Consider the following 13987-nt stretch of genomic DNA (forward strand, 5'->3'; position numbering starts at 1 on the left):
CTACCATGGAACTACTTGAAAAAGTATACAGAATGACCGCCCTGGGCGACTTGTTTGCCCATCCGTCTTATATCCTGATGATCCTCATTGGATTTGGTTTGCTCTACCTGGGCATCGCCAAAAAATATGAGCCATTGCTGCTGGTGCCGATTGCTTTTGGGGTGTTGTTGGCCAACTTTCCCGGAGGAGGGATGGGAGTGGAAAAGATTCCTGAGGGGCTTACCCTGCCGCAGATTGCCGAGCAGTTCGGCATCATGAACTTCGTTTACTACGCCTTGATCAAAACGGGCTTTCTGCCACCAATTATTTTCATGGGTGTGGGTGCGCTGACGGACTTTGGTCCTATGCTGCGCAACCTCAGACTGGCCTTTTTCGGTGCCGCTGCACAAATAGGCATTTTCTGTGTGTTGATGGCGGCAGTGGCCATGGGTTTTACTTTGAAAGAGGCTGCAGCACTGGGGATCATTGGCGGCGCCGACGGGCCGACGGCTATTTATACCACCATCAAGCTGGCGCCGCATCTATTGGGACCAATTGCTATTGCGGCTTACTCTTATATGGCGTTGGTGCCGGTTATTATTCCGTTTGTCGTTCGGTTTTCCATGACAAAAAAGGAGCTGCTCATCAATATGAAGGAGCAGGACAAACTGTTTCCTTCCACGAAGCCTATCAAGAATTTGCAGGCGTTGAAAATCATGTTTCCCATCGCCCTGGGCTCTATTGTGGCTATTTTGGTTCCTTCTTCTGTGCCGTTGGTCGGCTTTCTGATGTTTGGCAACCTGGTAAAGGAAATTGGCGTGGCTACAGGACGCCTGTACCAGGCCACATCCGAGACCATTCTGAATTCAGCCACTGTATTTCTCGGCTTATCCGTCGGCGCCACCATGACCACCAAAGCCTTCCTGAACACGCAAACGCTGATGATCGTGGTGGGTGGCTTTATCGCCTTTGCCATCTCCATTTTGGGCGGCATCATGGCTGTGAAAGTGTACAACCTGTTTGCCAAAAAGAAGATCAATCCGCTGATTGGCGCTACTGGCCTGAGTGCCGTACCGATGGCTGCCAGGGTAGCCAATGAAATAGCCATCAAGCACGATCCCAGCAACCATTTGCTTCAGTACGCCATGGCCAGCAATATCTCAGGGGTGATTGGCTCTGCCGTGGCTGCGGGGGTGCTGATTTCGTTTTTGGGGTAGGTGGGGTTGAGACTGTACGGCGCAGGATCATCTTCCCGCTTTGATTCATCAGCGTACCCCATGGCCCGTTTTTGATCTTTGATGATTTGCCCCTCTCCTTCGTTTTCTTAGCTCGACAATCACCAGAAACGAGGGCGATTGTGTTTATTAGCATCATGCGATTGAAAGCGAAATTAGCCGGGCCAGTCTGTCCGACTGACAAGTAAATACAAATCGAAAAATTTACGTTGAGTCAAATAATAGCTATTTTTATGATATGGAGACTGTAGATATAAAGGCTGAGTTACAAGCGCTCATTGAAAAAGAGACTGATAATAGTATATTAGAAGCTATCAGGACTTTGCTCCGAAAATCAAGCTTAGACCCCGCATTAAAGCAGAAACTAACTTCCAGAGCTTTGAAGGCAGAAGACGACATTAGCGCCGGCCGGGTCATGGACAGGCATGAGCTGGAGAAAAGATTGAGTAGCAAGTTGAGCAAATGAAAGTAGTTTATACCGAACAATCGTATGATAGTTTGGAGGAGTTAACAGATTTTTTGCTGGAAGAACAAGGCTGGACATTAGAGAAATTGTTGTCGTTCAGAAGCGGGTTGTTGGATAAAGCGGATGCCCTGGAAACCACCTATAACAACTATCAGCAGGAGGAATATTTGGAGCATTTAGGAAAGGGCCATAGGAGAGTAATAGAGGGGCATGTCAAAATCATTTATAGGATTGAGAGGGAACACATCTACATCATAGACTTTTTTGACTCCAGGCAAGACCCAGAGAAAATGAAGGGCTAATTGGCCGTCGTTTTGTAATCACTGGTTGAATTGGAAGAATTAACAATTTGTCGCCGTTAGGTAAACGAGTGGTCGCCAGCAACTTGCCATAAAGATCACGTTGACCACAATTGTCACCAATGTTGTGACCGGCTCGCCGTTCAAGGCCGCTAGGGTAGCCAAAGAAATAGCCATCAAGCACGATCCCAGCAACCATTTGCTGCAGTACGTCATGGCTAGCAATATCTCAGGGGTGATTGGCTCCGCTGTCGCCGCTGGGGTGCTGATTTCTTTTTTGAGCTGAAAGTACAACTATATATTTTTTGCAAGTTTTTTGGCAAAGTATTTTTAAGGTAAATTAGAGCTGTTTTGATCAGCTATTTTAATATTTATTATGCCTTCAAGGAGAACTGTTTCTAAACTAATGGCGGCAGCCGTTCTAAGCTTAACATTCTTTTTTCCTGTCCATGCCCAGGACACCCTCAGTGAAGGGTGGTATTACAGATCCCAAGGTGGAGATTCGTTAGTAAAGTATGACGCATTTTTTCAGAATGCTTCGTCTGTGAGTATTGATCTGTCGCCCGTTGAGAAAGAGAATCTTTCTCCTCTGGTTTTTTCGCCCAGTGGTAGATTAGCCAGCTCGGACGATCATGGTATCTACTTGCTGGATTTGACAAGTGGAGGAAAGGAGTATTTACTTATCAAAAAGGATTTCTTCAACACAAGCAGCATCTTTAGGTTCGAGACTGATAGCTCCATTTTTTACAATAGTCAGGTTGATTCTAAAATTTTTCATTTTGATTTAAAAACCGGTGAGGAAAAGCAGGTATATCAGTACGAAAACTCATTTTATGATTTTTCTTATGATTCTTACCGAAGAATATTGTGGGTGGTGGAACAAGACAGATCCGTCTGCGGTGTCCGTTCCGAATGTTTGAAGCTCTATGCTTATTCCCTCGAAACTGGAGAAACGAAAGAGTATTCATATGGTTATGCGTCTGCTCCTCAGACAGACTCATATGGTTCTTTGTATTTAAATGGCAGGTATTGTTTTGATCCCGCAACTGAGTCGGTAGCAGTTTCTAAAGATGACCTTTTTGATATTATACCATACTTCAGAGAGCGGTCGCAAACAGGGCCAATGTTGGGTTTAACCAGTAAGAATGTTCTCTTTGAAAAGACCACGCAAGACTCTACGGCAACAACAAACTTTACTTTTTATAATCACGGAGATGCGACATTAAGAATATCGAATGTAAATGTAAATGCTCCTTTTTCAACCAACCTGCCAGAAGTTGTAGAGATAGAACCCTCTGGATATTTCACCTTCCAGGTAAGTTTTGAGCCAAATCAGTCTGCTGAATTCGAGAGCTTTTTGACGTTCGTCACTAACGATCAGCTTAGGTTGTCTGACAGTGTGAGGTTAAACGGTTTAGGATATCAAATGAATACTGTTTCAGCAGAGGATGGTATTTTGATGATTGACTACTCATTTTATGAAGGGAGCAAACTAAAAAGCTTTGACATGGCTCTGGGAACGGCGACCACTTTAGGGAACGCATATTTTGGCCAAACAAAATCCCCAATGGCGATTAACTCAAAGGGAGAATTATTTATGGCCATTGCCTCCACCTTGTATCAAATGGATCCAAAAAGCGGTGCTTTAGAGGAAGTGACTGAGTTGTTTGAGTTCGTTAATCTACCAGGAGTAAGACGAAGAGAAGTTATAGCGATGGATTTTGATAGCTCCGATAATTTAATTGTTGCCACTCAATACCACCCTGGCTCAAAAGAAACTGCAAGCACAACTATCAGCAAATATTCTTTTGTAACCAGCGAGCTCTCTGTTGAGGAATTCATCCCAACGATTGATGAAAGCAAGGTAGGCGGGTTTGATTTAGCTATCGACAGATCTTCTGATCAGTATTATTTATTGTATAATGAAAAGGAACTGTATAGGTGGAATAGTGAAGCACTTGATAGCGTTGGACTTGTAGATGGGGAAGAGTGGCATTCATTTTCTATATTTTTCACAAAGGATGGTGAATTGTTGGGATTGAGAGGAGCTGAGTATTGCTGTTCCGGAGATGAGGACCCCTTGGCATTGTCGACGTTGTTTGCTATTAACAAACATGATGCAAGCAGCCGAAAGATAGGAGAGCTGAGCGGCTCCATCATTGCGGCGGCTACCGCTGGCTCTTATAGAAGCTTTCTTGTGGACGGTTTATCAGAAAACACCAACGACGTTAGGATATACCCAAACCCTGCTACGAATCTTTTGTCTATTGAAACAACCAATAACCTGATCAATATTGGAGCCATTCATCTTTATGATTTGTCAGGGAAGGTGGTTTACAAGAATGTTGGAATAGAAGGAAAAAGCTTACTAACTATAGACCTTCACTCCTATGCTGTGAATCCCGGACTTTATCTGCTAGATGTGAAGCTTGCTGGTGGTCAAAGCATAATTAGGAGGATTATTATAGAGTAGTTGAAAGCCAAACTCACGGATATTTTCTCAACTACTCTTGGTCTGTTCTTTAATCATATTAAAGCTCCGGCTACAATATGTCATGGCCAGCAATATCTCTGGAGTGATAGGATCAGCCATGGTTGGTGGGGTGCTTATTTCGTTTTTGGGGTAATATTTTTTAATGAATCTTTGCTAAAAAGTACGGGAAAGCGTACGTTCATTCTATGAAAAGCTTATCGATTACAGAGGCCAGGAAGAATATCTACAAGCTGATAGACGAGGCTACCGAGACTCACCAACCCGTTCAGATTACTGGCAAGAGAAATAACGCTGTGTTGGTAAGTGAGGAAGACTGGCGTGCTATTCAGGAGACACTTTATTTGATTTCAATTCCGGGTATGAGAGAATCTATCATAACAGGAATGAAAACACCCCTCGAAGAAACCACAGATAAGCTGGATTGGTGAGCAATTACAAGTTGGTTTATACAAAGCAGGCTCAAAAGGATGCAAAAAAAGTGACATCTGGCGGGCTTAAGCCTAAAGTGAAGGAGCTTCTAAAAATACTGGAAGCCAACCCATTTCAAGACTATCCTCCTTACGAAAAACTTCTTGGTGATTTATCTGGAGCATATTCCCGAAGGATTAATATTCAGCATCGACTTGTTTACCAGGTACTGGAAGAGAAGAAAATAGTAAAAGTGCTGAGAATGTGGACTCATTATGAATAATGGGACTGTACTGGAAGCTCATTTTTAATTACTTTTCTCCGAACATATTATTGATAGTTATCCGCCAAAAAGTAATTTATGAACGCAGCACTCAACCGCAACTTATTCTTTGTCAAAGAACACACAGGTATTTTCAAAGCAGCCAACAATTATGACATCCATGACCCAAACTCACAGGAAGTGATCCTTCACTGTCGGGAGGAGAACCTGGGGTTCTTTTCGAAAATGCTCAGGTTCACCGACTATAAGAGGATGACACCGTTTCACATTGAGATCAGGACGCCAATGGGAGAAAAGCTTTTGACAGTGAAGCGGGGAGTATCTATCATTCTGTCGAATGTGGAAGTACTAGATGCGAACGACCAACTGGTGGGTAAATTCAAACAGAAGTTCTTTTCCATCGGAGGGAAGTTTGACGTGCTGGATGCCAGCGAAACATTTATGTGTACACTTCAGGGCCGGTGGACAAGTTGGGATTTCAAGTTCGTCAAAGACAATGTTGAATTTGCCCATGTTAACAAACAATGGGCTGGTTTAGGAAGGGAGATGTTTACCTCTGCTGATAATTATATGCTACAAATTAATGATAAAGTGCCTGCAGCCCACCCTTTGAGGGTTCTGATTTTGGGTGCAGTGATGTGTATTGATATGGTGTTGAAGGAGTAGGGCTTCAGGACAATAGCTACTCTATTTTGAGCAATTCGTCGGTTCTGAAGTGAGAACTGTCTTTGTTCCAATGCCATTTTTTGAGTTTAGGAAGCTGTAAGCCATTCAGCGATTGATAGTTGTCAACAAAAATGAACTCCCCGTCCCCTTTGCTCTCGTCAAAATAGAAACGATAGCCGGCCAGGAGAAAGCTCTCTTTGTCAATGTAGAAATACCAGGTTTCACCGTCAGTGGAGGGGTCATAAGTCACTTTCACTACCCAACAGGCCTTTCCGTTAAATGTCTCTTCATTCAAAACAGGGGCTACAATGGTTCCAATGTCTTTGAGCTTCATCGGCACGCCGTATAGGTATTCGTATACCTCTTTGAGGTACTGGGTTCGCTCTTCACTTAGCTGAAATTTAGTTTTTATTTCATCATTGAAGTTTGAACTGCCATTTATCGAGACGTAATACTCGCCATGTCGTACTCCCTGCGTGACGGTGCTGTCGCCCTGCTGCAGGGCATATTCAAAAATGCCTTCAGGATTATTAATAAGAATAGAGAAGTGCCTTTCTGCTTTCCCATCTCGCTTGATGGACATGTGGAAGCGGTTGTTAAGCTGGGGCCAGTAGTTGTTTGGGTCGTGGACTTCTATGGATTTTTCAAGCAACGACGCTGGAGTGAGTGAAGGATCGCTACAGCAAAAAAATGCAGTAGGAAGCAGGAGAAGGATTTTTGAGTGTTTCATGCGTGACGAGAAAGATACTGATTTTAGAAATTAGTTTTCCCAGAAATCAGGAGCATCAGCATCGCCGAGCAAACGACAGTCGCTGCATTCTGCTGGGCCCATTATCAAAGCACCGCTTCCAAATCCCGGAATTGTGATTATCCGTTGCCCCCAGCTAAGCCGAAGGAGCATTTCGTCATAGCCACCCTTCACAGTATCGGCCTGCAGCACACAAGGATTGGTCGGGAAGGATAGCCCAAGGTCATCAAGCTCGTCCCTTGTTACATACAGCCTCTTTTCTTCGACTGAGCTGGCATCAAAATAGCCAAGTACTACCTCATCCGGACTAGTACTGCTTGTTAGGTTGCCAACAATGGGATAGGGAGTTGGGTCGAATAGAGTGCCAAGGTTTTCGGAATTTTTATTCAATTGGCTCCAGTAAGAATGCCCCCTTTCGTCAAGAGCATACTGACGTACCAACACGCTGTACATCGTTCTTAAGCGGTAGCTAATGGTATTGACGTAATCTAGTTCGAAGGCTGTGACCCGATCTTCATTGAGTTGGAGAGTGTTTGTGGTAAGAATTGTTCGGCTTGTGTCGGAGTTATAGCAGATGTGGTAAAACTCAACTTGGGCGAAGCTTCCATCCGGCGCCAGCTCCCATTGGGAGGGAAAAGGCACCTTTATTTGATAGGTTGAAATCCATTTATATCTGTAGTACCGTGTTTTTCTTTCAGGGTCATGCGTGTCAACAAGAGCTTTGATGCCATCAAGTTCTTCTCCAGTAACATCGGTAAAACGTTTTTCTCTTTCAAAGTACACGCTGTCGATGGGTGGAGTGGCTTTGAGCAGCACTTCGACCGACTCGTATTGGCCCCCGTCGGTGGTTTCGATATGGAGCTGATAAGTTGCGCCTCGTACGCCTTTGAAGCAAGCAGGATCGCTTTGGTATGTGCCCGGGCTCACCTCTGTAAAATCATATGCAGTCCCCTCGTTATTCCTGACAAATACTGTGGCGCCAGATTCGGGGTTTGAGCCCTCACTATTTAGTGGCTGGGCCCGTGATAACCGAATTGTATAAGGCTTAGGGCTGTCCGAGATGTGGCCCTCCACTACAAGCAGCCTCTGGGTTTCATTTGGTTCGGGGGTGAAAGGCTCTATACATGATGTGCAAAAGCAAACGAAAAATAGCAGGCCGCCAGACCCTTTAAAAACGTGGCGTGCTTTCAATACGAAGTTCATATAGCATTGCACAAAGCTAAGTTAACTAGCATGTTCTAAACTTTCTTAAGATCAATTTGGCCAAAACTCCGGCTCGTCCAGCTCACCATATAGCCGACAGTCGCAACAGTACTCTGGGGCGTAATAATTAATGCCCGACCCATATGGCCCCTGACTTGCGAGGCAATAGCCAGCCGGCGGACTTCCACCGCCAGACACCTCCACAAGCTTCGAAGAACACCCATCGGAAGCAAAATCTAATTCCAAAAGCTGGCTTCTGTCGATGTAAATTTCTTTTTCGGTTACAGCACCCACATCAAAAAAGCCGATTACCTGCTCGTCAGGATTATTAGGGTTAAAGAGATTGCTCGGCAAATCGTATGGTAGAGGATCGAAGAGTGTACCCTGACTCTCAGAAATTTTTTTGAGTTCAGTCCAGTACTTTATACCGCTGCTGCTGAGTGCATATTGGCGAACTAACAACCGGTATAATGAGCGAAGCTGGTAGCCCTCTGTGCTTACATACTTTATTTCAAGTTGGCTGACTCTTGACTCTTTGAGCTGACTGGTGTTTGCCGTAAGAATATCGGAGTTTGTCTCGGTGTTGTAGCAAACCCACACACTGATATCCTGCGGGTAGGGAACTTTGATTTGATAGGTCTCTTCCCATTCATAGCGGAAGTATTGCGTGAGTCCTTCAGGGTCATGAGAGTCGAGAAGTATTTTGATACCGTCTTTGGTGATCCCTTCATTAGTTAGCCGACGCTCTCTTTCGAAATATAGGCTGTCGATGGCTGGCGCAGTATTGAGCAAAATGGGCTTGGATTGGTAGATTTCTCCGTAAAGAGTCTCAATATGCAAAGCATACGAGTTGCCCGTTTCTCCAACGAAACATGCGGGATCACTCTGGTAGACACCGGGGCTGGATTCCTCAAAGTAAAATTTAGCGCCCTCCTGGTCTTCCACATATACCAGTGCACCAACTTCAACCCCGCCGTATTCCACACCAAGAGGTTTGGTGCGTGAAAGCCTGACGGTATTGACCTCATCGAGGTTGGACACATGGCCTTCAACCACCATGAGATAATCGAAAACCCCCAGCTCTGGCTCGATTGGCTCTATGCATCCGGCCAAAATTAACGTAAGTAAAAGGGTAACGGGTCGTCTGGTTATCATTCGTTTAAGCAGGTCGATCATACTTCCGGTGCATTTTCCATTATTTCTATCGGCTAATAGACGTATTATTAACCCCGTTCGTTGGCATTGCCAGCGGTACAGGATAACATCTATCTGTTAAAGCGCCCGTAGTGCCCGTCATTCGGTTCATTATTTTGCAATATCAAACCGTTGTGCCTGTTTTTTCCCAACTTCATTCTCTTTTTGGTAATTCTTTTATCAAATTTGCCGATTCCTATTTTTGACGGTCGAAATCGGTGATAAATCTTCCTCGAAACAAAAGATGATTAGTCAGTGTGGGCTGTCTGTGGACTAAATTTTTTGAGAATTTATGAAAGTCTTAAAGTTCGGAGGCACTTCAGTGGGGTCCTCGGAAAATATACGAAAGGTGGCGGCAATTCTTCAGGATTACCAAAAGCAGGGAACTGAAGTTGCAGTGGTGGTCTCCGCCATGAGCGGTGTTACCAACCGGCTTATTGCGCTGGGGGATGTGGCGGTTTCCGGTGATGAGTCGTACCTGGTGGATTTGGAGCGACTGCGGCTGCTGCACCTCGACACCATGAAGCGCCTCAATGATAACAAACTCCACCCCGAAGGGCGGGATACCATTGATAAGCTGTTTGCCGAGTTGAAGGACATGCTTCACGGGGTGTTTCTTATCAAAGAGCTTTCTGTCCGATCGCTTGATCTGATACAGAGCTTTGGCGAGCGGCTTTCAGCCAATATAATTACGCTGTATCTGCAAAAAACAGGCATAAACGCTGCATTTCTTGATACCCGCCGGGTGATCAGGACTGACAATCACTTTGGGAGCTCTAAGGTTAATTTCAAGGAGACCAATGCTTTGGTAAAGGGGTTCTTTGAAGGGAACAAGTCGATGGTGGTGGCTACCGGGTTTATTGCCAGCACAGCACAAAATGAAACTACCACACTTGGGCGTGGAGGCTCTGATTACACCGCTTCCATTTTGGCTGCGGCACTGGATGCCGACGAGGTGGAAATATGGACCGATGTTGACGGCGTAATGACTGCCGACCCACGCAAGGTGAGAGAGGCCTACTCAATGACGAGCCTGAGCTACGTGGAGGCAATGGAAATGTCGCATTTTGGTGCCAAGGTTATATACCCGCCTACGCTGCAGCCAGCCATTTCGAAGAAAATCCCACTACGAATAAGGAACACGTTTAATCCCGCTTTTGAGGGCACCTTGATTACGCAGCAAAGCACTGGAAAAAAGTACCCTGTTAAAGGCATTTCTTCCATTGAAAACATGTCGCTTGTTAGCCTGATAGGTGGCGGTATTGCGGGTGTGCCGGGTGTGGCATCGAGGCTTTTTGGAGCACTTGCCAGGAAGAATGTGAACATCGTCCTCATCACGCAGGCCTCATCCGAGCACTCCATCACTTTTGCGGTGAGCCCAAAGGACGGCACCATTGCCAGAGACGTTTTGAAAGAGGAATTTGCGCAAGAGATCAAAAACCGAGAGATAGATAGAATTCAGGCTGAAGAAGACTTGTCTATAGTCGCCGTTATTGGCGAAAACATGAAGAATACGCCGGGCATTGCTGGCAAGCTTTTTCAGGCGTTCGGCAGAAACGGTATCAACGTGGTGGCCATTGCCCAGGGCTCTTCCGAGCTCAATGTGTCGGTGGTGATCAACAGAGCCAATATTTCCAAGGCACTTAATTCGTTGCACGAAACCTTCTTTCTTTCAGACAGAAAATCGCTCAATGTGTTTCTTGTGGGTACTGGGCTGATTGGCAGCACCCTTATCGAGCAAATAAAAGCACAAGCTGCCTACCTCATGGAGGAGCGTTCACTGAAAATCAATCTTGTGGGTATTGCCAACTCTCGTCACATGGTTTTTGATGAAGGCGGCATTGACCTTAACACTTGGCGCAAGCTTGTGGACAAGCCAGGAAAGGGCATAGAACTTTCAGCATTCATAGAAAAAATGGAATCTATGAACCTGGCCAATTCAGTATTTATCGACTGCACTTCGAGCGCTAAAGTGATCGAGTTTTACGAAGATATTTTGGAGTCCAGCATTTCTATCGTTACGCCAAACAAACTGGCCAACTCGGGCCCACTGGCTTTCTACGAAAAGCTGAAAAAGCAGGCGGCCAAACACGGTGTGAAATTCATGTACGAAACGAACGTGGGTGCCGGGCTTCCCGTCATCAACACGCTCAATGATTTGAAGTACAGTGGCGATAAGATCATCAAAATAGAAGGGATTTTGTCTGGCACACTTTCCTATATATTCAACAGCTTCAAAGAAGGTGTGCCATTCAGCCAGGTGGTGACTGAGGCACGCAGCAAAGGGCTGACCGAGCCCGACCCAAGAGACGACCTGAACGGGATGGACGTGGCAAGAAAGATATTAATTTTGGGTAGAGAGGCGGGCCAGAAACTCGACATAAAGGATGTGAAGCTGGAGCCGATTTTGTCTGACGCCTGTTTCAAAGCACCAAACATTGATGTTTTTTTTGAAGAACTCAAAAAAGAAGACGGCAGACTGGAAGCCATGAGAAAGAAAGCGATGGACGAAGGGAAGAAGCTTCGCTTTATTGCCAAAGTAGAGGAGGGAAAAGCCTCCATTTCACTTCAGGCTGTGGATGCCGAACATCCGTTTTACAGTCTTTCCGGCAGCGACAACATTATTTCCTTCACCACCCAAAGGTATTTTGAAAGGCCTTTGGTGGTAAAAGGGCCGGGAGCCGGAGCAGAAGTGACTTCTGCTGGTGTATTTGCAGAGATCATCAGCATCAGCAATCACTTTATTCAGGACAACTACAAATTTGCAGGCGGCTATGGCGGATAGTATCAAAGTGTTTGCTCCTGCAACTGTAGCTAATTTAACCTGTGGCTTTGACATTCTCGGACTGGCCATCAACGGCCCTGGCGATGAATTAGTGGCTAAAAAAACAAACGGAAGAGGAGTAACTATCACCTCCATCGAAGGGGACGAGGGACGGCTGTCGAAAGATGCAGCGAAGAACACCGCAGGCATTTCAGCCAACCAGTTTTTGCAGGCAATTGACTATAAAGGGGGTATCGAAATGTCTCTTCACAAGAGGATGCCTTTTGGAAGTGGAATGGGTTCCAGCGCTGCCAGTGCGGTGGCAGGTGTTTTTGCTGTCAACGAATTGCTGGGAAGGCCCATGAGCCAAAGGGACTTGCTGCCCTTTGCGGTGGAAGGTGAGCGGATTGCGTGCGGCAGTGGCCATGCCGACAACGTGGCGCCATCGCTGCTCGGAGGCATCACGCTGGTTAAAAGCTACGAACCATTGGAAGTGCTTTCTTTGCCGGTGCCGCCGAATATGTATGTGGCAGTTTTGCACCCTGCAGTGGAAGTGTCGACAGGCGATGCCAGAGCGATGCTGCCAAAGGAAGTGGCCATGAAAGCTTCGGTAAAGTACGCCGGTAATTTAGCCGGTTTTGTTTCAGCGCTATACACCAACGACCTTGGTTTAATGCGCAGAACCCTGATAGATGAGATTGTGGAGCCAAAAAGAGCTTCATTGATCCCGCATTTTTATGAAATCAAAGAAGCTGCATTGTCTTCAGAAGGCGTTATTGGTTTTGGCATTTCAGGCTCTGGGCCAGCCATGTTTGCGCTAGCGGATGGACTGGACGCAATAACAAAAGCTGGTGCAGTGATGGAGAATATCCTTAAAAAGCGAGGCATATCTGCCAATCTTTACATTTCCGAAGTGAATACGGTAGGCCCTAAAATTTTAGATTGAAAATGAAGTTATACAGCACTAACAAGCAATCTGCGGAAGTAAGTTTTGAAGAGGCGGTTTTTAAGGGCCTGCCCGACGACAATGGGCTTTATATGCCAAAAGCCATTCCGGCACTTTCTGCCAAGTTTTTCGAAGGGCTGGAGGATATGTCTTTTCAGGAGATGGCCTTGGATGTAACGGATACCTTGATTGGTGATGAAATAGGAAGAAAAGACCTGGAGAAGATCATTTATGACGCCATGAATTTTCCGATAGAGCTTCATCAGGTAGAAGACAATATTTTTGGGTTGGAGCTTTTTCATGGGCCTACGCTGGCTTTCAAAGACTTTGGTGCCAGGTTCATGAGCCGGGTAATGGGCCATTTTTTGGAGAAAAAACAAAAAGAGATTACCATTTTGGTGGCCACTTCAGGCGATACCGGTAGTGCAGTTGCCCACGGCTTCCTGGGTGTTCCGGGCATCAATGTGGTGATCTTGTACCCAAGCGGAAAGGTGAGCGAAATCCAGGAAAAACAGCTGACAACCATAGGCCAAAATGTGAAGGCGCTGGAGGTTGATGGCACCTTCGACGACTGCCAGCGAATGGTGAAGCAGGCTTTCCTCGACAAAGAGCTGAACAACGTGCGCCACTTCACCTCAGCCAATTCCATCAACATAGCGAGGCTGATCCCTCAATCGTTCTATTATCACTATGCCTGGTCGATGTTGCACAGCGATGACAAGCCCGTGTTTTTCTGCACGCCATCAGGCAACTTTGGGAATTTGTGTGGAGGCCTTATTGCAAAGAAAATGGGATTGCCTATCGACCACTTTGTGGCTGCAACGAATGCCAATCACATTGTACCCGATTATTTGCTGACGGAAAAGTTTCAGCCAAAGCCTTCTGTGAAAACCATCAGCAATGCCATGGATGTGGGCAACCCGAGTAACTTTCCAAGGGTGCAGGCCTTGTATAGCGGAAGCTACGATAAGATCAACCGGGATATTTCAGGTGCATGGTATACTGACGATCAAACGTCGCAGGCCATGAAGGAGGTCTTTGAAAAAGAAGAATACTTGCTCTGCCCTCACAGTGCCATTGGCTATTTGGGAGCCAAAGACTATCTGAAAAACCACTCAGGCAAGACGGGAGTATTTCTAGCGACAGCCCACCCCGCTAAGTTCTACGACGTGGTTGACAAAGTGCTTGGTGGGAAAGTGGAAATCCCTGAAGTGTTGAAAGACACTATGGCAAAGCCTAAAAAGTCAGTGAAAATGGAAGCCAGCCTCGATGCTTTGAAAGGCTTCTTGATGAATTAACCTA

The 13987-nt window shown here is 45.8% G+C and carries 14 protein-coding genes; 11 read left to right on the forward strand and 3 right to left on the reverse strand.

Annotated features, from left to right (window positions below; all coding sequences use genetic code 11):
• The first annotated feature begins 5 nt into the window (after window positions 1–5).
• From GC130_RS28110 to GC130_RS28145, 8 genes are all read left to right on the forward strand, one after another.
• Window positions 6–1196 carry a sodium ion-translocating decarboxylase subunit beta gene (locus tag GC130_RS28110; RefSeq protein WP_152001691.1) on the forward strand — a complete coding sequence of 397 codons (1191 nt, stop codon included), beginning with the start codon at window positions 6–8 and terminating at the stop codon, window positions 1194–1196.
• 256 nt (window positions 1197–1452) lie between these two features.
• A complete protein-coding gene (locus tag GC130_RS28115; RefSeq protein ID WP_152001692.1) occupies window positions 1453–1680 on the forward strand; it encodes a hypothetical protein in 228 nt (75 codons plus the stop codon).
• Entirely contained in the window at window positions 1677–1982 is a 306-nt protein-coding gene (locus GC130_RS28120) for a type II toxin-antitoxin system RelE/ParE family toxin (protein ID WP_152001693.1), read from the forward strand. The genes GC130_RS28115 and GC130_RS28120 overlap by 4 nt, the downstream gene beginning before the upstream one ends.
• Before the next feature lie 100 nt (window positions 1983–2082).
• Window positions 2083–2265 carry a sodium ion-translocating decarboxylase subunit beta gene (locus GC130_RS28125; protein WP_226940636.1) on the forward strand — a complete coding sequence of 61 codons (183 nt, stop codon included), beginning with the start codon at window positions 2083–2085 and terminating at the stop codon, window positions 2263–2265.
• A 120-nt stretch (window positions 2266–2385) separates the two neighbouring features.
• Window positions 2386–4452, forward strand: a complete 2067-nt coding sequence (locus tag GC130_RS28130; RefSeq protein ID WP_226940637.1) for a T9SS type A sorting domain-containing protein — start codon at window positions 2386–2388, stop codon at window positions 4450–4452.
• 206 nt (window positions 4453–4658) lie between these two features.
• A complete protein-coding gene (locus GC130_RS28135; RefSeq protein ID WP_152001695.1) occupies window positions 4659–4901 on the forward strand; it encodes a type II toxin-antitoxin system Phd/YefM family antitoxin in 243 nt (80 codons plus the stop codon).
• Window positions 4898–5164, forward strand: a complete 267-nt coding sequence (locus GC130_RS28140; RefSeq protein ID WP_152001696.1) for a Txe/YoeB family addiction module toxin — start codon at window positions 4898–4900, stop codon at window positions 5162–5164. The genes GC130_RS28135 and GC130_RS28140 overlap by 4 nt, the downstream gene beginning before the upstream one ends.
• Window positions 5165–5242: 78 nt before the next feature.
• The gene (locus GC130_RS28145; RefSeq protein WP_152001697.1) at window positions 5243–5830 is read left to right on the forward strand and encodes a phospholipid scramblase-related protein; all 588 of its coding nucleotides are present in this window, start codon (window positions 5243–5245) and stop codon (window positions 5828–5830) included.
• 16 nt (window positions 5831–5846) lie between these two features.
• Here the strand turns inward: GC130_RS28145 and GC130_RS28150 are convergent, their stop codons facing one another.
• The 3 genes from GC130_RS28150 to GC130_RS28160 are packed head-to-tail and all read right to left on the reverse strand — an operon-like array spanning window position 5847 to window position 8957.
• Window positions 5847–6560: a DUF6503 family protein gene (locus tag GC130_RS28150; protein WP_152001698.1), complete on the reverse strand. Its 714-nt coding sequence runs from the start codon at window positions 6558–6560 to the stop codon at window positions 5847–5849.
• Window positions 6561–6590: 30 nt separating this feature from the next.
• Window positions 6591–7781 (reverse strand): DUF4249 domain-containing protein, encoded by a 1191-nt coding sequence (locus GC130_RS28155; protein WP_152001699.1) that lies wholly within the window; start codon window positions 7779–7781, stop codon window positions 6591–6593.
• Window positions 7782–7832: 51 nt separating this feature from the next.
• Window positions 7833–8957 (reverse strand): DUF4249 domain-containing protein, encoded by a 1125-nt coding sequence (locus GC130_RS28160; protein WP_152001700.1) that lies wholly within the window; start codon window positions 8955–8957, stop codon window positions 7833–7835.
• Window positions 8958–9267: 310 nt separating this feature from the next.
• Between GC130_RS28160 and thrA the strand changes: the two genes are divergently transcribed.
• The 3 genes from thrA to thrC are packed head-to-tail and all read left to right on the forward strand — an operon-like array spanning window position 9268 to window position 13983.
• Window positions 9268–11760, forward strand: a complete 2493-nt coding sequence (gene thrA, locus GC130_RS28165; RefSeq protein WP_152001701.1) for a bifunctional aspartate kinase/homoserine dehydrogenase I — start codon at window positions 9268–9270, stop codon at window positions 11758–11760.
• On the forward strand, window positions 11750–12685 hold the full coding sequence (locus GC130_RS28170; protein ID WP_152001702.1) for a homoserine kinase: 936 nt from the start codon (window positions 11750–11752) through the stop codon (window positions 12683–12685). Before thrA ends, GC130_RS28170 begins: the two co-directional genes overlap by 11 nt.
• A 2-nt stretch (window positions 12686–12687) precedes the next feature.
• Window positions 12688–13983, forward strand: a complete 1296-nt coding sequence (gene thrC / locus GC130_RS28175; protein WP_152001703.1) for a threonine synthase — start codon at window positions 12688–12690, stop codon at window positions 13981–13983.
• Window positions 13984–13987: the final 4 nt, after the last annotated feature.

This window comes from Imperialibacter sp. EC-SDR9 (assembly GCF_902498805.1).
Lineage (GTDB): Bacteria > Bacteroidota > Bacteroidia > Cytophagales > Cyclobacteriaceae > Imperialibacter.

Bases quoted from the DNA above. Each gene is read 5' to 3' on its own strand.
- GC130_RS28110 (WP_152001691.1), top strand. From the start codon at position 6: ATGGAACTACTTGAAAAAGTATACAGAATGACCGCCCTGGGCGACTTG.
- GC130_RS28115 (WP_152001692.1), top strand. From the start codon at position 1,453: ATGGAGACTGTAGATATAAAGGCTGAGTTACAAGCGCTCATTGAAAAA.
- GC130_RS28120 (WP_152001693.1), top strand. From the start codon at position 1,677: ATGAAAGTAGTTTATACCGAACAATCGTATGATAGTTTGGAGGAGTTA.
- GC130_RS28130 (WP_226940637.1), top strand. From the start codon at position 2,386: ATGGCGGCAGCCGTTCTAAGCTTAACATTCTTTTTTCCTGTCCATGCC.
- GC130_RS28135 (WP_152001695.1), top strand. From the start codon at position 4,659: ATGAAAAGCTTATCGATTACAGAGGCCAGGAAGAATATCTACAAGCTG.
- GC130_RS28145 (WP_152001697.1), top strand. From the start codon at position 5,243: ATGAACGCAGCACTCAACCGCAACTTATTCTTTGTCAAAGAACACACA.
- GC130_RS28150 (WP_152001698.1), bottom strand. From the start codon at position 6,560: ATGAAACACTCAAAAATCCTTCTCCTGCTTCCTACTGCATTTTTTTGC.
- GC130_RS28155 (WP_152001699.1), bottom strand. From the start codon at position 7,781: ATGAACTTCGTATTGAAAGCACGCCACGTTTTTAAAGGGTCTGGCGGC.
- GC130_RS28160 (WP_152001700.1), bottom strand. From the start codon at position 8,957: ATGATCGACCTGCTTAAACGAATGATAACCAGACGACCCGTTACCCTT.
- thrA (WP_152001701.1), top strand. From the start codon at position 9,268: ATGAAAGTCTTAAAGTTCGGAGGCACTTCAGTGGGGTCCTCGGAAAAT.
- GC130_RS28170 (WP_152001702.1), top strand. From the start codon at position 11,750: ATGGCGGATAGTATCAAAGTGTTTGCTCCTGCAACTGTAGCTAATTTA.
- thrC (WP_152001703.1), top strand. From the start codon at position 12,688: ATGAAGTTATACAGCACTAACAAGCAATCTGCGGAAGTAAGTTTTGAA.